This window comes from Catenuloplanes sp. NPDC051500 (genome assembly GCF_044454585.1).
Taxonomy (GTDB): domain Bacteria; phylum Actinomycetota; class Actinomycetes; order Mycobacteriales; family Micromonosporaceae; genus Catenuloplanes.
The window spans coordinates 17,712-41,526 of record NZ_JBITDX010000023.1; the positions used below are offsets into that span (position 1 = coordinate 17,712).

The window sequence follows — 23,815 nt, forward strand, 5'->3', positions numbered from 1 at the left end:
GGAAAGCTGAGCCAGGGTTCAGCCGGCCGGCAGCGTGAAGTGGAACGATGCGCCGCGGCCGAGGTTGCCCGCGGCCCAGATCCGGCCGCCGTGCCGGTCGACGATCCGCCACACGGTGGTCAGGCCGATGCCGGTGCCCGGGAAGTCGTCGTTTGTGTGCAGGCGGCCGAACGGCCGGAAGAGCTGGTCCGCCTTGTCCGCCGGGAAGCCCGCCCCGTTGTCGCGGATGACGAAGGTGCCCTCCTCGCAGTCGATCTCGATGCGCGCGTCCGGGGTACGGCCGGTGAACTTCCACGAGTTGCCGAACAGGTTGACCAGGACGACCCGGATGAGTTCGAGGTCGCCGGACGCGGTCATGCCGGGCGTGATCACGGTGGTGACCACGCGGTCCGGGAAGCGGAGCCGGAAGTCGTCGACCACCTCTGCCGCGACCGCGCTCATATCGACGGTGGACCGGCGGAGGTCGCCGCGGCTGGCGCGCGCGAGCAGCAGCAGCGATTCGATGAGCGCGGCCATCCGCCAGGCGGCGCCGTGGATGCGGCCGAGGTCCTGGCGGGCCCGCTCGGTGGTCTGCGGGTCCTCGAGGAGCTGCTCGGCGAAGCCCAGGATTGTCTGCAGCGGCGCGCGCAGGTCGTGCGAGACCGAGCCGCTGAACGCCTCAAGTTCACGGTTGCGCCATTCGAGCTCGTCGACCATCTGCGCGCGGGTCTCGGCCGCGTCCCGGGCGGCGCGCTCCTCGGCGGCCTCGATCTCGCGGGTGAGCAGCGACTCCCGGATCCGGCGGGACTCGTCCTGGAGGTGTTTGCGGCGCAGGTGGGCACGGACATGGGCGCGCAGCGTGCCGGGGCCGTCGACGGTACGCACGTAGTCGTCCGCACCCGCCGAGAGCGAGCTGAGCATCAGGTCGCCGTCCTCCAGGCCCACCATGATCAGGGGGATGTCGCGCAGGCCCGGCACACCCTTGATCCGCTCGCAGGTCTGCCGGGCCTCGGTGACCGTCTGGTCGAGCGCGGACACGCCGAACGACGGCACCGCGCCAAGCACGACCAGGTCGGCGGGCTGGGCGGCAAGCATCGTCATCGCGTCGTCCGCGTGCCGGGCGACCACCACCTCGTAGCCGTCCTCGCGCAACGCGGCCTGGGCCAGCTGCAGATAGCCGGGATCGGCGCCGATCATCAGCACCTTCTTCGGGCCGTGCATGCCGCGCGGCACGTCGATCGGCAGCGCGGTCGCGGTCTGGCGGAGCACCGCCGCGAGCTTGGCCAGCAGCACCGCGAAGTCGTCCTGCTTGCGGACGAACGCGTCCGCGCCCGCGTCAAGGATCTGCAGCTCGGTGGCGTAGTCGTCGGACGCGGTGAGCAGCAGGCAGGGCAGGTTGCGAAGCGCCGCGTCCAGGCGGATGCGGCGGATGACAGTGGCGCCGTCGATGCCGGGCAGCATGCCGTCGACGATGACCGCGCTTGGCGTACGGTCCGCGGCGACGCGCAGGCCCTCCTCCCCCGTGCCGGCCGTCAGCACCGCGTAGCCGGCCTCTTCGAGCGCCTCCGTGACCACGGCCCGGAACGTGGGGCTGTCGTCGATGACGAGCACGGTGCGCGCGTGCGAGGCGGGGGATCCCCGGGCGCGCAGCAGCTCCCGGCTGCGCGCGACCACGAAGTGACCGTCGTAGGGTTTGCCGACGTACTCGTCCGCGCCGGTGGCGAGCCCGCGGACGCGGTCCTTCACCTCGGCCTCGCTGGAGAGCAGGATGCGGACCGCGCCCGCCTGGAGCGGGACCTCGCCGGCGTCGCGGAGCAGGTCGACGCCGTCCGCGTCGGGCAGCAGCACGTCCAGGATGATCACGTCGAAGCGTTCGCGCTGGAACGCGTCGCGGGCCTCGGCACCGGTCGCGGCGAGCACGGTGCGGAACCCGGCCTCCTCGAACACCTCGTGCAGGTCCATCCGGACCGTCAGGCTGTCGTCGACAATGAGAACGACGTCATCTCGCCGCTGCATCGATGATTCGCTCGCACGCTCGCTCATGCCAGCGCCGCCAGTCGTTCCGCGATCGCGGCCGGGCTCAGCGTCTCCGCGGCCGCGCCGAGCAGCACGGCCTCCCGCGGCATGCCGTAGACGACGCTGCTGGCCTCGTCCTGGGCGTAGGTGCGGGCGCCGGCGCGGCGCATGGCGAGCAGCCCTGCCGCACCGTCGCGGCCCATGCCGGTCAGCAGCGCGCCGGCGGCGGACGGCCCGTACGCGTCAGCGACGCTCTCGAAGAGCGTGTCCACGCTGGGCCGGCAGGAGTGACGTTCCGGGCCGTTGCTGAGGTGCAGCAGGCCGCCGCGGATGAGCAGGTGGCGGTCGGGGGGCGCGACGATCACCCGGCCGGCGCCGTCAGCGACCGGGACGCCGCCGGTGGCGTAGGCGACCGGGCGGTGCACCTGGCCGGCGAGCCAGTCGGTGAACGCGGTCGCGAACACCTCGTTCGCGGAGAGGTGCTGGACGTAGAGGATCGGCAGCGGGTACGACACCGGCAGCCGGCTGAGGATCTGGGTGATCGCGCCGGGCCCGCCGGTGGAGGCGCCGATCACCACGAGCTGTGTCCCCTTGGGCCGGGTCGCCGGCGTCGACGCGGGTGCCGGTTCGGCCGCCACCACCCGCCGCCGGGTCACCACCTTGATCCGGGACACCACCTTCACCGCGGTCCGCAGCCGTGCACCCCAGGTCGCGTCCGACGCGTCGCCGCGCGGCTTCTCGAGCACATCCACCGCGCCGGCGGCGAGCACGTCGTAGGTGCCGAGCGCCTCCCGCCGCGCGGCCGACGACACCACGAGGATCGGCGTCGGGCAGGTCTGCATGATCTGCTCGGTGGCCTGCAGGCCGCTCATCACCGGCAGCATCACGTCCATGGTGATCACGTCAGGGCGCAGGCGGCGGCACTGGTCCACCGCCTCCGCACCGGTCACCGCCTCGCCGATGATCTGCATGCCGGGGTCCTCGGTCAGCGCCTCGCGCAGCGCGGCCCGGACGGTCGCGGAGTCCTCCACCACAAGCACCCGGATCATGCGGCGCCCACCAGGCCCTTGATGTAGTCGAGGAGTTCCTCCTGGTTAAACTCGCTCTTCACCACGTACGCGCTGGCGCCCACGTCGAAGCCGCGCCGCCGGTCCTCGGGCGCGGCCCGCGAGGTGACCAGGATGGCCGGCGTCTCGCGCAGCACCGGGTCCGCCCGGGTCTGCTCGACGAACGTGAACCCGTCGATGCCCGGCATGTCCACGTCGACGAGGAAGAGCGCATAGGACCTGTACTTCGCCCGTTCCAGACCCTCTTCGCCGGATGCGGCCAGGTCCACCTGGTACCCGGCCGACTCCAGGATTGACTGCTCAAGCATCCGGGTGGTCAGCGAGTCGTCGACGACAAGGATCGGGCGGCCCTCCGGAGGCGTCTCCGCCGTGGCCGAGGACAGATCACCGGCGCTGTGCGCGGCGGTGGCCCGCCCGCCGGCCGCGACAAGCCCGTGCGGGTCCAGGACCAGCCGCGGATTGCCCTCCGCGTCCATCGACAGGCCGCTGATCACCGGGCCGGCCGGGGCCAGCTCCGGCAGCGGGCGCACCACCAGCACGGACGTGCCGAGCAGCCGGTCCACGCAGACCGCGACGATCTCGGTGCCGGCCTTCACCACCACGGCCACGGCCGCGGACTTCGCCGCCGGGGGCGTACCCCCGAGTGCTTTGGACAGCGGCAGGAACGGGATGACCCGGCCGTCATGCGTGATCACCTCGGCGGCGGCCGCGGCCGAGACCTCCTCGGCGGTCAGCCGCAGGCAGGTCTCCACCGCGTCGAGCGGCACCGACGCCAGCGAGCCGCCGGCGTCGACGACCAGGCCGTGCAGCGACACCAGCGACAGCGGCACGACAAGCTCCAGGCGGGTACCGCGGCCGGGCACGGTGTCCACGTTGACCTCGCCGCCGAGCTGCTCGGCCACGTCCCGGACCGCGTCCAGGCCGATGCCGCGCCCGGACACGCCGGTGACTGACGCGGCGGTGCTGATCCCGCCGCGCATCAGCATCGCCATCAGCTGCCGGGGGTCGGCCGGCTCGCCCGGCGCCAGCAGGCCCTGCGCCTCCGCGGTCCGGCGCACCGCGGCCAGGTCGAAGCCGCGCCCGTCGTCCCGGCACTCGAACGCGGCGAACTGGCCGCGGTGCGTGACTGTCACGATCACGTGGCCGTCCGCGGGCTTTCCGGCCGCGAGCCGCTCCTCCTCCGGCTCGATGCCGTGCGCGACAGCGTTGCGGACCACGTGCTGGAGCGCGCCTGAGGTCTGGCTGAGCACGTGCGGGTCCAGGCGCAGCTCGCCGCCGTACCCCTCGAATGCGACCCTCCTGCCGTGCACGGTGGCGGTGTCGTGCACGGCCCGGTGCAGCGTGGTCAGCACGGACGCGACAGGCACCAGGCGCAGCCGCTCGGCCCGGCCGCGCACGTCGTCAAGCTCCCGTTCGACCTGCTCGACGGTCTCGGTGAGCTGCCGGCCGAGCGCGCCCAGCTCCGCGGTGAGCCGGGACGCCATCGCGCCGGCCTGATCGCTGTAGCGGACCTCGCCGGCGCCCTGGCCGAGGCCGGTCACCGGGTCGATGTGGGTGACCGCGCCGGTCCGGCCCACCCGCAGCTGGTCGGAGAGCGCGGCCGCGGCCCGGTGCGCGCGCTGCACGATCGCGAGCTGCCGCCGGATCGGCCCGAACCGTGCGTGCGCCTCGTCCACCGCCTCCAGCAACTCGTCCACATCGGACGTCTCACTGCGCACCGGCTGCGCCGGAACAGGAAGATCAACCGCTTCCGAGGGTACGGCCGAAGCCTCCTCCGGCCCGGTGGGGGCAAGCGGAGCCGGGGCGGACGGCGGCGGAGAGGGCGGTGCCGGAGCCACGACCGGCGGTGGTGCGGGCGGCGGCGAAGACGGCGATGCGGCGGTGTCCGGCGTCAGGCTCTCCACCCGGTCCGTCATCGCGTCGGACAGCTCGAGCAGCCGGGAGATCTCCGCGGGCGGCACCGGCGTGGCGCCGTCCCGGAACGGCATCAGCACCTCTTCCAGCGCGTGCGCGTCGTCGGCGATCTCGGTCTGCTTGACCACCCGCGCCGCGCCCTTGAGCGTGTGCGCGGCCCGCAGCAGCCGCGCCACCGGCTCCGCGCCGCCCTGCTGCGTCAGGTCGAGCACGCCCTGGCTGAGCGCGTCCACCAGCTCCCGCGCCTCGATCCGGAAGTACCGCAGCGGATCCTTGGCGGTCATTTAGCAGCGCCCGCCGAGGTGACCATCTTCAGCAGCGACCCGGAGAGCGTGCTCAGGTGCGCCGCGGTCTGCCGGGTCTGGGACGCGCTGGTCTCGGTCTCGCGGGTGACCCGGGCCGTGTCCGAGATCGCGGCGTTGACCTGCTCCACGGCCGTGGTCTGCTGCTTGGTGGACAGCTCGATCTCGCGCGCCGACTCCGTGGTGTTGCCGACGAGCGACGCGATCTGCTGGAACGACATGGTCACCTCGCTGAACTGCCGGGTGCCCGCGTCCACCGCCTTCGCCCCGGTCTCGGTCGCCATCACAGTCGTGTTGACCGCGCCGCGCACGTCGTCGATCAGCGCCCGGATCTCCTTCGCGGACGCGGCGGTCCGGTCGGCCAGCTTGCGGATCTCGTCCGCGACCACAGCGAACCGCCGCCCCCACTCCCCCGCGCCGGACGCCTCGATTGTCGCGTTGATCGCCAGGATGTTCGTCTGCTCGGCCAGCTCGGAGACCAGGTCGACGACGCCGCCGATCTGCTGCGAGCGCTGGCCCAGCTCAAGCATGTGCTGCACGATCAGATCCACCTGCTGCCGGATCGCGGTGATCGAGGTGCGGGCCAGCTCGATCGTGGAGTCGCCTGAGGCGGCCGCGTTCGCGGTGTCGTCGGCGATCTTGGCGACCCGCTGCGCGCCCTCGGAGATCTGCCGCGACGTGATCAGCAGCTCCTCGATCGTGGTGGTGATCTCGTTCATCGCGGTGGCCTGGTCCCGGCTGCCGGACGCCTGCTGCGCGGCCGCGGCCTCCAGCTCCGCGGACGAGCTCTGGATGTGCCCGACCGCGCCGGCCACCTGCCGCTTCAGCGTGCGGTTCAGCACCAGCGCGGTGACCACGCCGAAGATCATGGCGGCCAGCGCGATCACGATGACCACGATCACCGCGGTGGTGGCCTGGCTGGTCGCGGCCAGCTGCCGGCTCTCCACGTCCGTGCTGAGCTGGGTGATCAGCGCCGCGATGTCGGTGTCGAGCGCGGCCCGCTTCGGCGCCACGTTCTTCTCCCAGTCCGCGGCCACGGTCGCGATCGGCACGCCTGCCTTGCGGTCCGCGATCACCACCTCGAGCGCGGTCTGGTGTTCCTGCTCCGCGGCCGCGGCCACGTCGATGAGCGTGCGCTGCTGCGCGTCGGTGGCCTCGCCGCGCAGCTGGGAGATGCCGTCCAGGAACTCGGCCCGGTCCGCGGCAAGCGAGGTGAGGAACTTCTCGTCACCGATCAGCAGATAGCCGCGGGACGAGCTGCCCTTCGCCTCGGCCGCCGCGCGAAGCGCCTCCGCCTCCACCAGGCCGCGCTGGCTCAGCCCGATGACCGCGTCCTTCTCACCTGTCACGGTGCTCAGCGCGCCGATGCCGACCGCGCCGGTGAGCAGGGTCAGCAGGATCGTGACCGCGAACCCGGCACCGAGCTTCTGGCCGAACGTCCATTCTCGTCTCATCGGCGTCTCCTCAGCTGTGCGTCAATGACTGGATGGCGGCGCGGACCGCGGCGACGTCGACGATCGGGCGGGCCCCCTCCGGGCGTTGCACGATGCCGCGCAGGCAGCCGCGCGGCCCGTGCCCGACCCGCTCCTCGATGATCTCGTCGCCCGGGATGCGCAGGTGTCCGTCGAGCTCCTCGAAAGCCAGCGCGAACGCGGGTGCGCCTGAGGCCAGCACCAGCCAGCGCGAGTCCGGCCGCGGCGCCTGGCCGAGCACTGCCGCGAGGCTGTAGACAGGCACGATCGAGCCACGGAAGCCGGCCACGCCGAGCAGCGCGGAGATCGGGCCGGGCAACGCGGTCACCTGCCGGTTCGGGAACAGGCCGGCGGACTGGGAGAGGCGCAGCGCGTACCGGCGGCCGGCGACCGCGATGGCGAGCAGGTCGTGGAACTGCACGACCTGCTCACGCGGCGGGTCCGCGAACGACCTGTCGAACGACGCCCGCAGCGCGACGAGCCGCTCCCACATCTCCCGTTGCGCTGTGGTGTCCGCGGGCGGGCCGGCCGCGACCGCGTCCTCGATCGCCCGGTTCCGCTCGGCCAGGTCGGTCATCTCGTCCGCAAGCGACGTGCCCCACGTGTCCGCGGGCGGGGTCCAGCTCACGACGCCGACCCCACGGCCTGCAGTTCGCTGCGGCAGAGCGCGATCAGCGGCTGCCGCCCGAAGCCGCCGCCGAACAGCAGGATCCGCTCGTCCGTCTCGCCGCGCAGCAACGTCACGGCCCGGTCCAGCTCACGCGCCGCGGTCTGCCGGTCGCCTGCCTGCTTGGCCAGCAGCCCGAGCCGCATGCGGGGCATCGCGAACCCGGGGTCGAGGTATGCGGCCAGCTGATGGTGCCGGCTCGCGGTGGCGTGCGACGCGTCGCCCTCGTGGCAGACCCCGATCACGTAGTGCGCGTCCGCGTTCAGCCCGTCCTCGGCGACCAGCCGCTCGCACAGCTCCGCGGCCCGCCCGGTGTCGCCCGCGTGCGCCAGCAACGCGCCGCGCAGCACCCGCACCCGGGGCAGCCGCGCCTCGGACTCGGCCATCGACTCGACCGCCGCAAGCGCGTCCTGGAACCGCTCCACCCGCAGCAGCGCGAGCGCACGGTCGTACCCCTGCATGCGGTTGGTGCTTGGGACAGGTGCCGCCGGGAGCGTGCGGACCTGACGGTCGGCCACCGGCGGCGGCGTGACCGCGGCGGCGCGCTCGGCGACCCGGTGGTAGTAGAACGTGCCGTGCGTGTGCCGGACCTCGAGGCCCTCCGGGCGCGGCCCGAGCGTGTCGGTGTGGCCGAGGAACAGGTAGCCGCCGGGCGCGAGCGCGCGGGTGATGCGCGCGATCGTCCCGCGCCGCACCTCCGGCGTGAGGTACATCAGCATGTTCCGGCAGAAGATCACGTCGTAGCTGCGGTGCGCCCACAGCACCGGATCGTCGTTGACCACGTTGTGCTCGACGAACTGCACGCGGGCGCGCAGCCGCTCGTCGACCTCCACACCGCCGTCGCGCGGATGGAACCAGCGCTGCCTGATGCTTGCCGGCGTCTCGCGCAGCGACCAGGTGCCGTAACGCCCGGCGGCCGCGCGGCGCAGCACTGCCGCGTTGATGTCCAGGCCGACGATGGAGACGTGCCAGTCAGGTGGCACGCGTTCCGCGGTGACCGCCGCGAGCGTGTACGGCTCCTCGCCGGACGAGCAGCCCACGCTCAGCAGCCGCAGCGCCCGGACCGAGGCACGGTCGCGCAACCGCTCCGGGATCACCACCTCGCCGAGCGCATGGAACTGCTCAATGTTGCGGAAGAAGTACGTCTCGTTGATCGTCACGGCCTCGGCGAGCGCGCGCAGCTCCGCCCGGTCCGGGTCCACGGTGAGCCGGTCCAGGTAGTCGCGCTCGGCCATCCGGTGCCGTTCCGCCCGGGTGCGCAGCACCTCGACGAGCAGGTCGTCGCGCTTCTCGTCGAAGACCATGCCGAGCCGGTCGGCAAGCAACGCCCGCAGGCGGTCCAGGTCAGGCCGCATATGCCGCCACCATCCGGGACACGCCGCCCGGGTCCAGGAACATCAGCGGCTCCGCGTCCAGCACGCCGACGGCCGCGACCACGCCGCCCAACGACGGCGCCTCCCTGCCTGCCTCCGGGCGCACGCCGCGCACGCCGAGGACCGCGCCGATCGCGAGCACGCCGCCTGCCTTGGTGGTGATGAACCGCTCCGCCGCGGTGTCGAAGTCGCCGAGCAGCCGCCCCAGGTCAAGCACCGGCACGGCCACGCCACGCACCACGCTGACTCCGCGCACGTAGTGCGGACTGCCGGCCAGCGGCTGGATGGGCAGCGGCCGCATGATCTCCACGATGTCGCCGAGCGGCAGGGCGCACAGCATCGTCCCGGCGCGGAAGATCAGCGACAGGTCGGGCACGGATTCAGGCTAAAGGCCGATTTATCGGCATGAAGCCGAATACCAAGCAAAGCCGGTCACACGGTACGGGTGGGTGTGCGCTTTCCCGCCCGGCGTCCCGTTCACCCGAATGTCCCCACTCCCCGGGCAGCCGGAGGCGGTGACGGCCGGGCGGGTGACGAGGTTGCCGGGACCGTCTGGCAACCTTTGACGGCACTCACCCGTATAAGGCGTGTGAGGCCCCTCGAAACACGGACGGTGATCGTGTCCCGCGGTGACGACGAGTTCGTGGAGTTCAGCCAGGCCGCGTGGAAACGGCTGGTCCACGCCGCGTACCTGATGACCGGCGACCACCACCGGGCCGAGGACGCGGCACAGACCGCGCTCGCCCGCACCTACGCCTCGTGGTCCCGGGTGCGGCGCCAGGACGCGTACGCGTACACCCGGCGGATCCTCGTCAACCACCTCACCGACCTGTGGCGCCGGCCGATCCGCGAGCAGCCGCACGACACCGTGCCGGACCTGCCCTCGCAGCACGACGTGGCCGACGAGGTGTCCCGCCGCCAGTGGCTGCTTGAGGCGCTGCGCACGCTTGCCCCACGCGAGCGGGCGGTGGTCGTGCTGCGCTACTACTTCGACCTCTCCGAGGCGGACGTCGCCACCGAGCTGGGCATCTCGGTCGGCTCGGTGAAGAGCATGGGCGCCCGGGGCCTGGCACGCCTGCGTGTGCACAACGACCGCGTCTCCCCAGGAGCAGCCGGATGAACGAGCTCGACCGACTCCGCGACGACCTGCACGCCGAACCTGACGTGCCGTTCGGGCCGCCGGACCTGACCGCGGTGATGAGCACCGGCCGCCGCATCCGGCGCCGCCGGCAGGTGACCGCCGTGGCCGCCACCGGCCTCGCGGTCGCGGCCGTTACCGGCCTGGTGTTCTCGCTCGGCAGCCTGTCTCCCACGGGAGTCCCGCCGGCCGCACCCGCCTCCGCCGCGCCGTCCGCTTCCGGCACCCCGTCCGCTCGTCCTACCCCGGAGCCGAGCGTCACGGGGCCGAGCACCCCGGGAACGCGCGCCACCCCGCCGTCCACGGTCGGCCCGCCGCCGAGCGTCGCGACGCAGACCGTCCGGACCGGTGTCGAGCTGACCGACGGCGAATTCGCGCTTGTGGTGGAGCCGTCCTACATCCCTGACCGACCGGGCATCAGGTTCGCGCTCACCGCCTCGGTGATCCTCGCCAACGACGTCGTGGAGCCGGTGATCGCGGCCGGCGAGTCCGACGGATTCGACGTGTCCCCGGGCTTTCACTCCGCCTACCAGACCACCTCGGTCGGCAGGAACAGGATTCCCATGTTCGGCTACTACGCCGGCGCCGCCACCCGGATCACCGGCCGGACGGGCGACGGCACGACAGTCGAGGCCTCGATGAGCCCCGCCAAGGTCGACGGCGATGTGATCATCCTGTACTGGTTCGATCCGGCGACGGCCGGCACGGGCCCGATCACCGGCATGGTCGCCTACGACGAGAACGGCGTGCGGCTCCCCACCGGCTCGAACGTGATCGGGCACGGCTGACCGCACGCGATAATCCGTGGAGAGCCCGACACCACGGAGGAGAAACATGAACTGGACGCTTGAGGTCGTCGTCGTACCGGTTTCCGACCTCGACCGGGCAAAGGAGTTCTACGCGGACCGGCTCGGCTTCCACGTCGACCACGACAGCAGCTTCGGCCCGGACGCGCGCATCATCCAGCTCACCCCGCCCGGCTCCGGCTGCTCAGTGGTGATCGGCCGGGGCGCGGTCCCGGACATGCCGCCCGGCTCACTGAAGGGCCTGCAGCTGGTGGTCCCGGACATCCGCGCCGCCCACGCCGAGCTGGTCGCCCGCGGCGTCGAGTGCAGCGACGTCCAGGTCCTCGGCGAGAACCCGAGCCCGGTCCCGGACCCGCTCGACAACGTCGGCTTCGTCTTCTTCTCCGACCCGGACGGCAACGGCTGGGCGGTCCAGCAGATCTCGTCCCGCGCCTGACCGCTACGACTCGATCAGCTCGTCGTAGTCGACGATCGTCAGCGGCGCGCCGGACAGCGACAGGTCCTCACGGGGCACGCTGAGCGGCTCGCCGGCGCTTGTGAACGAGACGGTGCCGATCTCCGGGCGCGAGGTGAGCGTGCAGACGATCTGCCCGAACGCCAGCACCTCGTCGCTGCGGTTGCCGTGCTCGGCCCAGTCGCCGATCTCGACGGTGGCCGCCGCGCCGTCGAGCGTGAGGACCGGCGTGATCCCGGTGCCGGCAAGCGCGCTCGTGTAACCGTCCGCCTGCTCCCCCGCGTTCGGCCCGCCAAAAAGATCCACAAGCTGCTCCGAGGGGGTACGGGCGGTGGGCACCCGGCGCAGCGTGCGCACGATCAGGTTCTCCCTGACCAGGCACAGCCGTTCCAGCGCGGAACCCACCCCGGGCGCGGTCGGCGTGCCGGACCGGTACGGGCGCGGGTTGTCCGGCTCGCGCGGCTGCTCGTCCAGGGGAATCCCGCAGCCCGCCAGCAGCACGACGAGAACGACTGCCGGCAGGGACCTCACACGCACTGTCCTCACAGGCACCGTCCTCACAGGCACCGTCCTCACAGGCACTCCGGCAGATCGATCCGGAAGCGCGCGCCGCCGCCCGGTCGGTCGTGCACTGACGCGGCGCCGTCATGGGCCGACGCGTGCTGGGCGACGAGCGCGAGCCCGAGCCCGGTCCCCCCGCCGTCCGCACGCGACGAACTCTGCGATCGGCCGCGCACGAAACGGTCCCAGATCAGCGGCTTGTCCTCCGGGCTGACACCTGGCCCCTCGTCGTCGACCTCGATCCGGCACCGGTCCACGCCGCCGGCCAGCCGGATCGCTGTCGCACCGCCGCCGTACCCCGCGGCGTTGTCCAGAAGGTTGTCGAACAACTGCCGGATCCGCCGCCGATCCACCGACCAGACGACCGGCCCGGCCAGCACCGCCACGATCGACGGATCGAGCCCGTGATCCCGGCAGGCCTGCCGGGCCAGCTCCGCCACGTCCACCTGCTGGCGATCGGCCGGCTGATCGGTGCGGGCGAGTTCGAGCAGGTCGTTGACGAGCCGCTGAAACCTGTCGATCTCGTCCACGACCAGCCCGGCCGCGAGCCCGGACCGCTCGTCGAGCGACTCCCGCCGCCGGTCGAGCACGCTTGCCGCGGCCGCAAGCGTCTGCAGCGGCGACCGCAGCTCGTGGCTCACGTCGGCGGCGAACCGGCGATCCCGCTCCATCCGGGCGGAGAGCTGGTCGACCATGTGGTTGAACGAGGTGGTAAGCCGCGCCAGGTCGGGTTCGGTGGCCGGATCGAGGCGGGCGAAGTGGCGACCGGCAGTGATCTGCTGCGCCGCGTCCGCGACCCGGATCAGCGGGCGCAACACGTACCGGGTGGCGTTCCAGCCGACAAACGCGCCCGCGCCCGCGGTGCCGAGCGCGACAAGGGTCAGCACCAGCGCGAGAACCCGCAACGTGTGATCCAGCTCGTTCATCGAGTCGATCTCGTAGAACACGTCGCCGTCCTCGAGCGGCACGGCCACCACGAGCGCGGAACCGCCGTCCGCCCGGACCATCTGCACGCCGACCCGCCCGGTGGCCGCGTGCGCCTGCAGCGCCGCGGGAATCGCCGCGGTGAGCCCGGTGTCGGCGCTGCGCGCGTGCCAGTGGCCGTCGAGCTGCAGCACGGCACGGCGGCTCTCCCCGGTGTCAAGGGAGCGCAGCACCGTACCGATGTCGGGGGTGACGTTGTTGTTGACGCCCGCCTCCACGATCGCCGCGTCGTAGTAGGCCGCGCGGACCGCCGTGTTCTCCCGCTCCGCGATCAGCGACCGCCGCACCAGCTGGTACGACACGACAGCCATCGCCATCGACAGCACGAGCGCGCCCGCCGCGAACCCAGTCGTGACCCGCGCCCGCAGCCCGGCCCGCCCGACCACGCTCACCGCGCGCTCCGGCCGCACGACATGTCGCGCCCACTCACGAAGGCAGCAGCTTGTATCCGAGTCCGCGCACTGTCACCAGGTGGCGCGGCGCCCCGGAATCCTTCTCGATCTTGGCGCGCAGCCGGCCGATGTGCACGTCCACCAGCCGCTCGTCACCACCGTCGTAGCCCCACACCCGCTGCAGCAGCTGCTGCCGGGAGAGAACCCGGCCCGCGTGCTCGGCCAGCTCACAGACCAGCTGAAACTCGGTGCGCGTCACGGAGACGGCCGCGCCGCCGACCCGGACCTCCCCCGCCTCGGGCAACACTTCAAGATCACCAAAGGTCAGCACGGGTACGGGGTCGAGCGTCACCGGCCGGGCCCGGCGCCGCAGCGCCCGCAGCCGCGCGGACAGTTCCTTGATCGCGACCGGCTTGACCACGTAGTCGTCCGCGCCCGCCTCGAGCGCCGCCACGATGTCGTGCGTGTCGTCCCGCGCGCTCACCACCACGATCGGCACGTCGTCGACGCGGCGCAGCTGCCTGATGCACTCGAACCCGTCGATCCCGGGAAGCATCAGGTCGACAAGGACGGTGTCGGCCGCCTGCGCGCGCTGCGCCGCCAGGCCCTCCTCCGCGGTCGCGGCCCCACGGGCCGTGTAACCCTCGTCCTCCAACGCCAGCACCAGCGACAACCTGATCCGGTCGTCATCCTCAATCACCAGGACTCCCGACATGCTCCCCATCATGCCCGGATACCGGCCGTCGCGCCGTCGACGGGTGAGAGACCGCCGGCACCGTGGCTCCCGACTGGGGGGAGGGGTCGAGCCGCGGCACCGGCGGGCTGATCATTTTTCGGGCGCTTCATGGCGTTGACTCCCCGGACGTATGACGGTTTCATGACGACCGCTGCCGCGGCGCCTGGCCTGGCGAGTCGGCCGGCGGGCGAGGCGCCTCGACAAGCTTCACCAGCTGCTGCGGCTGCACCAGGTGTTGGGGGGCCATCAGCTGCTGCGCCTCCGCAAGCTGCTGCAGGTCCACCGGCTGCTGCTGCAGGTCCACCGGCTGCTGCGCCTCCGCCGGCTGCTGGAGGGCCGACGGCTGCTGCGCCTCCGTCGGCTGCTGCGGCTCGACCGGCTGCTGGAGGGCCGACGGGTGGGCGGCCAGCCAGGTCAGCGTGGACGGCACATCGCTGAACACCGGCAGCGCATCATCAAGGCGCATCGTGTGCAACACGGTAAGCACGAACCGGCTCGGCGCGGCGAGACAGAGATGGCCGCCGCGCTTCCGCGCCCGGACATGGCCGCGGACCAGCACGCCCAGCCCGATCGGGTCCACCAGGTGCACCGCGGTCAGATCCAGCACGACGTTGTGGTGAAGCGTCGCGGCCCGGCCCAGCGCCTCCTGCATCGTCGACACCAGCAGCCGGTCGATGTCGCCTGTCACCTCGACGATCGCGGCGTGCGGCTCCTGCCGCACCGCGATGTCCCGGGTGATGTGCTTGCGGACCGGCCAGGTGGCTCCCGCGGACGGCTCCCGCAACTGACCGACGGCACAGTTCGGGCAGGTGTGCTGGCCGGTCGCGAACGGAGAACCGGCCCAGCCCTGATCGGTGAGCAACGGCCAGACCACCTCCAGGTCGCGCAGGTGATCGGCGCGGCAGCTCAGCACGTCACCACAGCGATCACAGATCAGGTCGATCACGTTGGCAACAGGCCCGGGGACCGCGGTCATGAGACTCCACCCATTCGTCAACGTGCGTCGATCTGCAGCACCTTCGTAGCGTGCGCGATCTCCAGTAGGCGCAGCACCCGCGCTGTCGGGTGGCGCAGGGTCAGGCGTCCTTCGCTGCCCCACAGGCGACGGTGCGTGCTGAGCAGCAGCTCGATGCCGGCAGCGTCGATGGTGGGGCAGGTGGTCAGGTCGAGCACCAGGCGGGAGGGGTGCTGAGCGAGCGCCTGGTCGATCAGAAGCCGGATGGCGGGAAGGTGGTGCCGGACGAGATCGCTGTCGATCGTCAGCTCGATGAGGGCGGCATGCCCGACCTGCATTGAGGCCTCCCGTTCGCCACGATTCCACTCCATTCAGGCTGCCGGGAACGTTTGACGGAGTGCCCGCCAATATATGTCAATTCCGTGACGATGGTCAGCGGCGTTCTTCGATCACCGGGGCCGGGTACCCGCTGTGGGGTGATCCAATCGGCACACACCGCCTAGTGCATCCTAGGAGGCTAGTCCTATCCAGTCTGACACCTGGGCAACGCGACACAGAGCGGCACGCGTACGCGGATATGATGCTTGTGCAACTAATCTGTGGCAGGATCGTCGGCATGAGTGTTGTTCCTGAGAGTCATGCCGATCTGTTGGAGCGCCCGGTCTTCGCGCACCTCGCCACGGTCCGGCCGGACGGGTCGCCGCAGTCGAGCGTCATGTGGTTCGCCTGGGACGGCGAGGTGATCCGGATGACGCACACCAAGACGCGGCAGAAGTTCCGGAACCTCGGGAAGGAGCCGCGGGTGGCGTTGTCGCTCGCGGATCCGGAGGACCAGTACCGGTTCCTCGAGGTGCGCGGCGTGGTGGAGAAGGTCGAGGACGACGATGCGGTGGCGTCGTTCTACAAGAGCCTGCAGCAGCGGTACGGAATGGATTACCCGATTCCGGACGCGGATGTGCGGGTCATCTTCACCATCCGGCCGACCGCCTTCGTCGCCGTCGCCGGCGGTGGCGTGGTCGCACGCAGCTGACAGGTCCCGGGGCGCCCGCACGGCGCCCCGGAACGGCCGGTCAGGCGGTCTCCAGGTCCGGGTTCCAGACGGCGCGCTCTGCCGGAGCGGCTGTGGAGCGGCCGTCGACGCCGGCGGCCAGCAGGACCGCGATCGGCAGCATCAGGACGGCGGTGCCGGGCACGAACGAGAGGCCGTCGAAGGAGTAACCGCCGCCTTCCAGCATGAAGACCGTCTCGGGTACGAACGTCAGGCCGAGCATGCCGATGAAGGCGACCGCCACGGTGGCGGGCAGTGCGAGCACGGTAAGCACGGTCCACAGCGCGACTGTCCTGCCGGGTCCCCGGTGGCGGTGGCGGCGCAGCAGCGCGAGACAGACGACCACCACCGGCAGGCCGAGCAGCAGTCCGAGCCAGGCGGAGCCGCTGTCGTCCTCGGTAAGCGCGGGCGGGATCGCGCCGCCGATCAGGGTCACGGTCACGGGTAGGGCGATCAGTGGCACGGCCGCCCAGATCGGCACCCGGTGCCGGCTGTAGGACAGCGCGGGAACGACTGCCAGCAGCAGTCCGGCGACGGCCAGCCCGACTGTGGTGATCTTCAGGCCGATCGGCAGGAACGGGTGGTTGACGCCGGGGGTGCCCTGCATCAGCACCATCGGGAGGATGGCGCCGGCCAGGACCACGCCGGCGGTGATGCGGCGCCGTACCGGGCCGCGGCGGGTGCGTCCGGCGGCGGCCCAGCCGGCGACAATCACGGCCGCGCCGAGCAGGAGCGCGATCCGGAGTCCACCGGCGCCGTGTGCCCCCTGGCGGAGCAGCACGCCGTTGGCGATCAGCAGGCCGGCACCGGTGACGATCGTGCCGGCGACGGCGGTGCGACGGTCCGCGGCGGCGATCAGGACGCCGAACGCGGCAAGCAGGATCGCGGTGAAGCGCAGCTCGGACGTCCACATGTACAGCTCGCCGTCGCCGCCGGGCATCGGGGCGGAGGCGGAGACGTCACCCATGCCGGGCGTGAGGATTGCCAGCGTGTAGGCCCAGGCGAGCACGCCGGCGGCGGTGCAGGCGACGCCGATCGCGATGACGGGGGCGCCGTGCGCGGGCGGCTCCTCCGCGGGGGCGGCGGCCTTGGCCGGGCGCGGCGCGAGCGGGGCGAACGCGTAGCAGAACGCGAGCGTGCTGAAGGCGAGCATGACCAGCACCCACGGGCCCATGTAGGAGAACGAACGGCTGGTGAGTCCGATGATCTCGGTGAACTCGGCGGGGGGCTCGCCTGTCATCAGCAGCGAGGTCACGCTTGACCGCCACCCGTCACGGGTGGTCAGCGCCAGCGGTACGGTGCTGACCACGCCGGCCAGCGTGCTGATCAGCGGGGCACCGGCGAGCAGAAGTACGGTGCGGAGCGGGCGGCCGAGCCGCGCGGCCAGCAGGATCAGTCCCGCGCCGGCCGCGGCCCAGGCCAGCACGCCGAGGGCGGCGCCGATCAGGAAAACGCGGTCCCCACTGATCATGGTGAGCGCCGGCACGACCGCGAGCACGAGTGGCGCGGTGGCGCGGCCGGGAAGCGCCATCGGCCAGCGGCGTGCGACCCAGCGTCCGGCGGCCACGCACCAGATCAGCGCGAGCGCGACGCCCGCGGCGGATCTCGGCCAATTCCAGCCGAAGAGGTAGTCCGCGCCGAGTAGTCGCAGGACGAGCGTGACCAGCAGGTTGGTCACCTGGAGCACGCCGAGCGTGGTCAGGCCCGCGACAAGCAGTGCGAACGCGGGGGTCAGCGGCGCGAACGACTCGCCCCAGCCGCGTTCCGGGCGGGACAGGAACAGGCTCAGCACGAAGCGCAGGCGCTCGACGCGGGTGCCGGGCTCGGCCTCGAGCGCGGCCAGTTCCGCAAGCCACTCACGCTCGGTGTCCGCGCGCAGTTCCGCGGGCCGGCGGGCCGCGGCGCGCCGGAGCAGGCCGCGCATCATGCGGTCTGTGGCGACGTCGTGCCACCCAGCCCGCGGCTGAGCTGCTGCTGGAGGGCGGCGATCTCGGTGCGCGCGGCGACGGTGCCGTCCGGGGTGAGCCGGTAGTAGCGGCGGGCCGGGCGGCCGGCCGCGACCGGGTCGATCTCCTCCCAGTGGGCCTCGACCCAGCCGGCCTCCTGCAACCGCAGCAGGATCGGGTAGAGCGTGCCGCTCGGATGCCCGCTGGCCCGCATCAGGTCGAGGCCGTATCTGTCGGCGTCGGGGTCCTCGAGGAGCGCGGCAAGCACCTTCGAGACCGCCGCGGTGACGCGCACAGGTTTCATGCCCGTCACCGTAGCCGACCCTAGAAAGATTATCTACATAGGGTTGGAGCTGGCTGTCTGCCGTAGGTCGATCTCCTCGATGAGTTCGCGGGCGACCTCCTCGGTCAGCCACCGTTCGCGCATTCCGGTAAGCACCGCTTCGCGCTGGCCGTCGAAGTCGCGCCCGTCCATCAGGCGGCGCGCGCGGTCGCGCAGCTCCTCGCGGGCGGCCCGCTCGCCGGCCACGTCGAAGCGCAGCGCACGCGCGAGCCAGCCGATCGTGGTGCCCTGGATGAGCAGCGTGCCGAGCGTGACGATAAGCGCGATCGCCTGGATCGCGTCCCGGCCGGGGAACGGCTCGCCGGACGAGGTCAGCTCCGGGATCGCTGCCGCGGCGGCGAGCGTGAGGATGCCGCGCATGCCGGTCCACCCGGCCAGCAGCGTCTCTCCCTGGGAGGGCGGCTCCACAGGCAGTCCACCGAAACGGCCCGCCCGCTGCTCCATCCGGGCGCGGTACCGCGCGTCGGTGCGCAGCCGGCGGGCGTTCAGCCGGGCGCGGAGCATCCAGCGGCCGAACAGCGCGTACACGCCGACGAGCCGGATCACGATCGCGGCGAGCAGGAGCACACCGGCGGCGATGAGCGTGCCGGTCAGTCCCGGCTCGTCCGACGACGCCAGATCCTCAAGGACGAACCGCAGCTGCAGGCCGATGTACGCGAACACGAACGTCTCAAGCAGGAAGTCGAGCACCGGCCAGACCTGGTTCTCCTGCACCCGCGTCCGGAACGCGCCCGGGTACTGGTGCCTCGGGTCGAACGTCAGGTTCGTGCTCACGGAGAACGCGGCGATCACCACCGCGAGGATGCCCGACGCGTGCACCTGCTCCGCGGCCAGGAACGCGGTGAACGGCAGCAGCAACACAAGCGCGGTCTCGAGCGTGGGGTTGCGCAGCCGCTTGCGTACCCACAGCGTCAGCACGGCCAGCAGCGCGCCGATGCCGATCCCGAGCAGCGCGGACCGGAAGAACTCCCCCACCCCGCCGCCGACAGTGGTGTGCTCGCCGTCGACGGCGGCGAGCGCGATGGTGAACAGCGTCAGCGCGGTCGCGTCGTTGACAAGGCTCTCGCCGGTGAGCACGGACGTGGCGCGGGCCGGCAGCCCGATCTCCTCGCCGTGCGAGACAGTGGTGATCGTGTCCGGCGGGGCGAGCACCGCGCCGAGCACGAACGCGGCCACGCCGATCGACGGCAGCAGCCAGGTCGCGACCAGTCCGAGCGCGCCCGCGGTGAGCACCACGAGGATCACGCCGAGCGAGATGATCGGCCGCAGGTTCCGGCCGAAGCTGGAGAGCGGGGTGCCGCGCGTCGCCGAGTAGAGCAGTGGCGGCACCACGATCGCCAGGATCACCTCGCTGTCCAGCTCCAGGCGCGGCATGCCGGGGATGAACGACGCGGCCGCGGCGAGCACCACGATGAACATGCCGGGTTCGAGTCCCCGGCGGCGGGCGATTGCCGCGACAGCGATGCCGGCACCGGCGATGAGCAGAAGCTGTACACCATTCACGCGGTCAGGCTAGTGCCCCCGTCGGCAAGCGTGACCGGTGAACCGGACGCGGCGGACCGGTTCGCCGCCACGCCGGTGAGCACGCTGCGGATGCCGTCGCGGTACCCGGCCTGCCGGGCGAGTGGATCGCCGTCCGGGCCATGTGCGGCCGCGCCCCGGAACACGTCGTCAAGAAGCAGCTTGTCGCCGCCGCCGTGCCCGCCCGTACCCCTGATGATCGGCACTTCCTCGGGTTTGCCCCACTGCTCCTGGACGGTGAGCCTCTCCCACGAGGAGTCGCCCGCGTGCAGGCCGGCGCTCGGGTCGATGGCCGCGTTGACGGGCGTCCAGGCGCGCTCGCCGACCTCCAGCTCCAGGCGGCCGCGGGTGCCGGTGAACGCCACCCGGTAACCCTCGAACGGGCTGTAGGCGGTCAGCGAGTAGGTGAGCACGGCCCGGCTCGCGTACCGGATCAGCACCGACATGGTGTCGTCGATTGTCACGCCGGGCGCGAAGACGTCCTGGTCGCGCAGGTAGCCGTCCTCGTGCTCCGCCTCCAGGTAGAGCGCGTTGAGTCGCGGGTCAGCGGAGGCGTCGAGCAGGAACGGGTCGGTGCCGAGGCCTGGCGCGCCCTTGGCCCTCGGCGGCCGGTTCGCACCCCCGCCGGCGCCGGAGGAACCGTAGAAGCGCAGCGCAGTCTGCGCGAACACCAGCTCCGGGTAGCTGTCCAGCCACCAGTTGACCAGATCGAAATGGTGCGTGGACTTGTGCACGAGCAGGCCGCCGGAGCTCTGCCGGTCACGGTGCCAGCGCCGGAAGTAGTCGGCGCCGTGCGCGGTGTCGAGCGCCCACTCGAAGTGCACGGCGGTGACGTCGCCGATCCGCCCGGACGCGATCACCTCGCGCACCGCGGAGTTGCGAGGCGAATAGCGGTAGTTGAATGTGACGACAAGCGTGCCGCCGGACCGTTCGGCCGCGGCCGCGATCCGCGCGCAACCCTCCTCGTCCACGGTAAGCGGCTTCTCGCACACCACGTCCAGCCCGGCGTCGAGCGCGGCGACCACGTAGTCCGCGTGGGTGGCGTCCACACTCGTCACGATCAGGACGTCGGCGCTTTCCAAAACCTCAGGCAGACCCTCAGGACCATAGGTGGGTACGGGTGAGGGCAGCCGTCCATTGTGGTAGTCCATCCGCGTCTGGTTCGTGTCCAGGAACGCGACAAGCGTGCCGGTGTCGCTCCAGTCGCCGAGCAGCGCGTCCACGTACATCTGCGCGCGATGCCCGAGTCCGGCGATGGCGTAACGGCGGGTCACTGAGCCTTTTTCAACGTGGTCCCAACCCGCGTGCCCCCGTCCCGTCGACTCATTCGGGGCGTCGGCCTGCTCGCCAGGTTGAAAATTGCTCACTGAGGGCCTCCGGGGGTTGAGGGGTTACGGACGTCGTGGGTACGCAGGCGGCCGCACATGCCCCAGCCCGCGGTCTCGCTCTGCGGCGCGGTCAGCACCACACCCTCGCGGAGGTGCGCGGCGTCACCGGCGTCGAGGTTCTTCAGCACATCCGCGGTACGGGCGGTCTGCGCGGCGACAGTGGTCTGCCAGATCTCCCGCCAGCGCGGCACAGTGGCCTGCACAAGCTTCGCGGCGGCGTCGTAGAACGCGTACAGCGGCGCGAGGTCGCCCTCCATCGCGGCGTTCTTGAGCGTCAGGAAACCCTCCACCGCGCTGTCCCGCCGGCGCGCGACCGCGTCGTCGTCCTGGCTCGGCAGCACGGCCGCCGCCCGGTAGGAGTCGGGGCTGCTCAGCACCTCCGGCGGGAACGTCATCACCGCGTCGCCGGCCTCGGGCAGACCGGCGTTCGACATGAGGACAAGCACCTCGAGGTTGTCGTGGTTGACGGCCCGGTGAATGACGCCGGGCGTGAACCAGACCAGCGCGCCGGCCCGCAGCGGCGTCTCGCGGAAGCCTGATGCGTCGAGCGTCTGCAGCGCCCCGGTACCGGCGGTGACCACATAGGCCTCGGTCGACGCGGTGTGCAGGTGCGGTGTGCCGCCGGCAAGCCCGTCCGCGCATCCTCCGGTGTAGACGGTCAGGCGACTGACCGAGGTGCCGCCCGGGAACGTCATGCCAGCACCGACCGTCCCAGATCCGCAAGCGTGTGCGTACCCTCGTCGCCGTGATCGCCGGCGGCGATGACCACCGCATAGCGGAAGGTGAGCGTGCCGCCCGCCTCGAACGGCACCTCCTCGCTGAAGAACGGCGCCGGGCAGAGGCAGGCGAAGTCCTCGCTGCGGGTGAACCACTGCGGCGGGTGCTGCGGGTTGCGGGTGTCGTCGACGATCACGATCGTGGACGCGCGGCCGGTTTCGTCGTGCTTGCCGCGGTAGGCGAACCACTCCGCGCGGGTGCCGCGCAGGTCGTCCGCGCCGACGCCGTCCGGTGACTGGGCGATGCCGTTGGTGAAGCTGCGCGGGCCGCGCCAGAACAGGCCGCCGTACCCCGCGTTCTCCCGGCCCTTGGTGGTCGGTGATCCGATGTGGAGCGTTGCGCCGGAGACGTTCGTCATCGCGGTCTCGAAGACAAGCGACCAGCTCACGTCGTCGATCAGTTTCACTGTGAGCGAGCGCGTCTCGTCCACGATCGGCGCACCCTGCTGGGAGGTCCAGTCGAGGCGGTGGGTGAGCGCCGCGGTGTCGCCGTCCACGGCCAGCCGGGTCATCTCCCGGTGCGCGGCAGTGCCGTTGTTCTCCTGCTGCACGTAGAACCGGCCGTGCACATAGGTGGGACCGCCCCAGAAGTTGTGCTCGCCTAGATGCGGCAGCGACCAGGCGATGCCCTTGTGCCACACGTGGTCGTGCGGCCGGAACAGCGAGACAAGGTCCCCGGCGAGGGTACGGATCGGGTGCAGGTACGGCTTCGGTGACTCCAGCTGCACGGTGTCCGGCACGTAGACGTAGGTGACGATCGGAACGTCGCCCGCCGTGATGGTGACGTCCCTGCCGAGTTGGTGATCGACCGTCAGGCTCATGCGGTACTGGTTCCTTCCGTTGACGCCAGCGCTGCCCAGGGCGCGGGGGCACCGTTCATGCGGAGCGCGAAGGGGTCGTCCGGGCCGATGTCGCCGGCCCGGACCGGTGCACCTGTGAACGCGGACTTGTAGAGCGCGGCGACGAACTCCATGGTCCGGCGCGTGTCCTCGATCGTGACCGGCAGCGGACTTCCGGCGTCGAGTGCGTCGAGAATCGCTGCCAGCTGGCCCGTGTGGCCCGACTCGACAGTGCTCGGATCGGCGTTCCACAGCGTCTTCACGTCGTCGAAGCCGGTCGCGGGCGTGACGGTCCAGTCCTCGTCCGTGTAGCCGTAGAGGTGCTCCAGCTCCACCGTCGCGCGCTCATAATCGAAGCGCAGCGCGGACACCTGACGCGGCGACACCACTGAGTTGACCACGGAGGCGAGCGTGCCGTCCGCGAACGTCACAAGCGCCATCGACACGTCCTCGGTCTGCACCTGATGGCGTGCCCGGCGGTCGGCGACCGCGGTGACCTGCTCCCACCGGCCGAGGATCGAGAGCAGCAGATCGAACTGGTGGATGCCGTGGCCCATGGTCGGGCCGCCGCCCTCGGTCGCCCACTTCCCACGCCACGGCATCGCGTAGTAGTCGTCGTCGCGGTACCAGAGCGTGTTGCAGGTGGCCAGCAGCGACCGGCCGAGGTGCCCGGCTCCGGCCAGCTCCCGCAGCCGGACCGCGCCGGTGCCGAACCGGTGCTGGAAGACGGTGGCGACGTGCCGTCCGGCCTCCTTCGACGCGGCCGCGATCTCGTCAAACTCTGCCAGGGACAGCGTCGGTGGCTTCTCCACGAGCACGTGCGCGCCCGCGCGCAGCGCCTCCACCGCGAGCGGCGTGTGCGTGGACGGCGGCGTGCACAGGTGCACCAGGTCGAGGTCGCCGCGGTCGAGCAACTCGGTCAGGCTCGCCGCGACGGCCGGAACGTCCCACGCCTCCGCGAACGAGCCGGCGCGGTCCGCGTCGAGGTCGACGACCGCGGTCAGCGCGATCCGGCCGGAGTGGGCACGTAGAGCCTTGGCGTGGGCGGCGGCGATGGCGCCGGTGCCGACGATCGCCGCTCGGTACTGGGTCATGTGGCTCCCCTGGTCACTGGCGGTGGGCCGGGATCCGCCCCGGC

23 protein-coding genes are annotated in these 23,815 nt (G+C 71.8%); 4 read left to right on the forward strand and 19 right to left on the reverse strand.

The features are described from left to right. Nucleotides 1-18 precede the first annotated feature (18 nt). From ACIA8K_RS33510 to ACIA8K_RS33540, 7 genes are read right to left on the reverse strand one after another with little or no spacing between them, the layout of a single operon-like run. Entirely contained in the window at nucleotides 19-1,995 is a 1,977-nt protein-coding gene (locus ACIA8K_RS33510; RefSeq protein WP_396066620.1) for a response regulator, read from the reverse strand. A 23-nt stretch (nucleotides 1,996-2,018) separates the two neighbouring features. Then, on the reverse strand, nucleotides 2,019-3,044 hold the full coding sequence (cheB, locus tag ACIA8K_RS33515; RefSeq protein WP_396066622.1) for a chemotaxis-specific protein-glutamate methyltransferase CheB: 1,026 nt from the start codon (nucleotides 3,042-3,044) through the stop codon (nucleotides 2,019-2,021). Beyond that, complete coding sequence (locus ACIA8K_RS33520) at nucleotides 3,041-5,260, reverse strand: response regulator (RefSeq protein WP_396066624.1); 2,220 nt, start codon at nucleotides 5,258-5,260, stop codon at nucleotides 3,041-3,043. The genes cheB and ACIA8K_RS33520 overlap by 4 nt, the downstream gene beginning before the upstream one ends. Next, on the reverse strand, nucleotides 5,257-6,732 hold the full coding sequence (locus ACIA8K_RS33525; RefSeq protein WP_396066626.1) for a methyl-accepting chemotaxis protein: 1,476 nt from the start codon (nucleotides 6,730-6,732) through the stop codon (nucleotides 5,257-5,259). The genes ACIA8K_RS33520 and ACIA8K_RS33525 overlap by 4 nt, the downstream gene beginning before the upstream one ends. A gap of 10 nt (nucleotides 6,733-6,742) precedes the next feature. Next, on the reverse strand, nucleotides 6,743-7,378 hold the full coding sequence (locus tag ACIA8K_RS33530) for a chemotaxis protein CheW (protein WP_396066628.1): 636 nt from the start codon (nucleotides 7,376-7,378) through the stop codon (nucleotides 6,743-6,745). Then, the gene (locus ACIA8K_RS33535; RefSeq protein WP_396066630.1) at nucleotides 7,375-8,772 is read right to left on the reverse strand and encodes a CheR family methyltransferase; all 1,398 of its coding nucleotides are present in this window, start codon (nucleotides 8,770-8,772) and stop codon (nucleotides 7,375-7,377) included. The genes ACIA8K_RS33530 and ACIA8K_RS33535 overlap by 4 nt, the downstream gene beginning before the upstream one ends. After that, a complete protein-coding gene (locus ACIA8K_RS33540; RefSeq protein ID WP_396066632.1) occupies nucleotides 8,762-9,166 on the reverse strand; it encodes a chemotaxis protein CheW in 405 nt (134 codons plus the stop codon). The genes ACIA8K_RS33535 and ACIA8K_RS33540 overlap by 11 nt, the downstream gene beginning before the upstream one ends. A gap of 243 nt (nucleotides 9,167-9,409) precedes the next feature. Here ACIA8K_RS33540 and ACIA8K_RS33545 point away from each other — a divergent pair, with 243 nt between their 5' ends. Genes ACIA8K_RS33545 through ACIA8K_RS33555 form a run of 3 tightly spaced genes read left to right on the forward strand, consistent with a single transcriptional unit; the run spans nucleotide 9,410 to nucleotide 11,170 of the window. Then, a complete protein-coding gene (locus ACIA8K_RS33545) occupies nucleotides 9,410-9,910 on the forward strand; it encodes a SigE family RNA polymerase sigma factor (RefSeq protein ID WP_396066634.1) in 501 nt (166 codons plus the stop codon). After that, nucleotides 9,907-10,716 carry a hypothetical protein gene (locus tag ACIA8K_RS33550; protein WP_396066636.1) on the forward strand — a complete coding sequence of 270 codons (810 nt, stop codon included), beginning with the start codon at nucleotides 9,907-9,909 and terminating at the stop codon, nucleotides 10,714-10,716. Before ACIA8K_RS33545 ends, ACIA8K_RS33550 begins: the two co-directional genes overlap by 4 nt. 46 nt (nucleotides 10,717-10,762) lie before the next feature. Then, complete coding sequence (locus ACIA8K_RS33555) at nucleotides 10,763-11,170, forward strand: VOC family protein (RefSeq protein WP_396066638.1); 408 nt, start codon at nucleotides 10,763-10,765, stop codon at nucleotides 11,168-11,170. A gap of 3 nt (nucleotides 11,171-11,173) precedes the next feature. On the opposite strand, the gene ACIA8K_RS33560 is transcribed toward ACIA8K_RS33555, so the two are convergent. The 5 genes from ACIA8K_RS33560 to ACIA8K_RS33580 all read right to left on the reverse strand — a co-directional run bounded on the left by ACIA8K_RS33560 (nucleotide 11,174) and on the right by ACIA8K_RS33580 (nucleotide 15,154). After that, nucleotides 11,174-11,719, reverse strand: a complete 546-nt coding sequence (locus ACIA8K_RS33560; protein WP_396066640.1) for a GerMN domain-containing protein — start codon at nucleotides 11,717-11,719, stop codon at nucleotides 11,174-11,176. Nucleotides 11,720-11,760: 41 nt separating this feature from the next. After that, on the reverse strand, nucleotides 11,761-13,050 hold the full coding sequence (locus tag ACIA8K_RS33565) for a sensor histidine kinase (RefSeq protein WP_396066852.1): 1,290 nt from the start codon (nucleotides 13,048-13,050) through the stop codon (nucleotides 11,761-11,763). A 109-nt stretch (nucleotides 13,051-13,159) separates the two neighbouring features. Next, nucleotides 13,160-13,840, reverse strand: a complete 681-nt coding sequence (locus ACIA8K_RS33570) for a response regulator transcription factor (RefSeq protein WP_396066642.1) — start codon at nucleotides 13,838-13,840, stop codon at nucleotides 13,160-13,162. A 160-nt stretch (nucleotides 13,841-14,000) separates the two neighbouring features. After that, the gene (locus ACIA8K_RS33575; protein WP_396066644.1) at nucleotides 14,001-14,837 is read right to left on the reverse strand and encodes an STAS domain-containing protein; all 837 of its coding nucleotides are present in this window, start codon (nucleotides 14,835-14,837) and stop codon (nucleotides 14,001-14,003) included. 17 nt (nucleotides 14,838-14,854) lie between these two features. After that, nucleotides 14,855-15,154 carry an STAS domain-containing protein gene (locus ACIA8K_RS33580; protein ID WP_396066646.1) on the reverse strand — a complete coding sequence of 100 codons (300 nt, stop codon included), beginning with the start codon at nucleotides 15,152-15,154 and terminating at the stop codon, nucleotides 14,855-14,857. Between the two features lie 278 nt (nucleotides 15,155-15,432). On the opposite strand from ACIA8K_RS33580, the gene ACIA8K_RS33585 reads away from it, so the two are divergent. Next, nucleotides 15,433-15,846, forward strand: a complete 414-nt coding sequence (locus ACIA8K_RS33585; protein ID WP_396066649.1) for a PPOX class F420-dependent oxidoreductase — start codon at nucleotides 15,433-15,435, stop codon at nucleotides 15,844-15,846. A 40-nt stretch (nucleotides 15,847-15,886) separates the two neighbouring features. On the opposite strand, the gene ACIA8K_RS33590 is transcribed toward ACIA8K_RS33585, so the two are convergent. The 7 genes from ACIA8K_RS33590 to ACIA8K_RS33620 all read right to left on the reverse strand — a co-directional run bounded on the left by ACIA8K_RS33590 (nucleotide 15,887) and on the right by ACIA8K_RS33620 (nucleotide 23,771). Beyond that, on the reverse strand, nucleotides 15,887-17,788 hold the full coding sequence (locus ACIA8K_RS33590; RefSeq protein WP_396066651.1) for a hypothetical protein: 1,902 nt from the start codon (nucleotides 17,786-17,788) through the stop codon (nucleotides 15,887-15,889). Beyond that, nucleotides 17,788-18,114: a PadR family transcriptional regulator gene (locus ACIA8K_RS33595; RefSeq protein ID WP_396066653.1), complete on the reverse strand. Its 327-nt coding sequence runs from the start codon at nucleotides 18,112-18,114 to the stop codon at nucleotides 17,788-17,790. The genes ACIA8K_RS33590 and ACIA8K_RS33595 overlap by 1 nt, the downstream gene beginning before the upstream one ends. Nucleotides 18,115-18,147: 33 nt before the next feature. Then, complete coding sequence (locus ACIA8K_RS33600; protein ID WP_396066656.1) at nucleotides 18,148-19,656, reverse strand: cation:proton antiporter; 1,509 nt, start codon at nucleotides 19,654-19,656, stop codon at nucleotides 18,148-18,150. Beyond that, entirely contained in the window at nucleotides 19,653-20,948 is a 1,296-nt protein-coding gene (locus ACIA8K_RS33605) for a Gfo/Idh/MocA family protein (protein WP_396066658.1), read from the reverse strand. The genes ACIA8K_RS33600 and ACIA8K_RS33605 overlap by 4 nt, the downstream gene beginning before the upstream one ends. Before the next feature lie 89 nt (nucleotides 20,949-21,037). Beyond that, complete coding sequence (locus ACIA8K_RS33610) at nucleotides 21,038-21,757, reverse strand: cupin domain-containing protein (RefSeq protein WP_396066660.1); 720 nt, start codon at nucleotides 21,755-21,757, stop codon at nucleotides 21,038-21,040. Next, nucleotides 21,754-22,659 carry a PmoA family protein gene (locus tag ACIA8K_RS33615; protein ID WP_396066662.1) on the reverse strand — a complete coding sequence of 302 codons (906 nt, stop codon included), beginning with the start codon at nucleotides 22,657-22,659 and terminating at the stop codon, nucleotides 21,754-21,756. Before ACIA8K_RS33615 ends, ACIA8K_RS33610 begins: the two co-directional genes overlap by 4 nt. Further along, nucleotides 22,656-23,771 carry a Gfo/Idh/MocA family protein gene (locus tag ACIA8K_RS33620; protein ID WP_396066665.1) on the reverse strand — a complete coding sequence of 372 codons (1,116 nt, stop codon included), beginning with the start codon at nucleotides 23,769-23,771 and terminating at the stop codon, nucleotides 22,656-22,658. The genes ACIA8K_RS33615 and ACIA8K_RS33620 overlap by 4 nt, the downstream gene beginning before the upstream one ends. Nucleotides 23,772-23,815 lie beyond the last annotated feature (44 nt).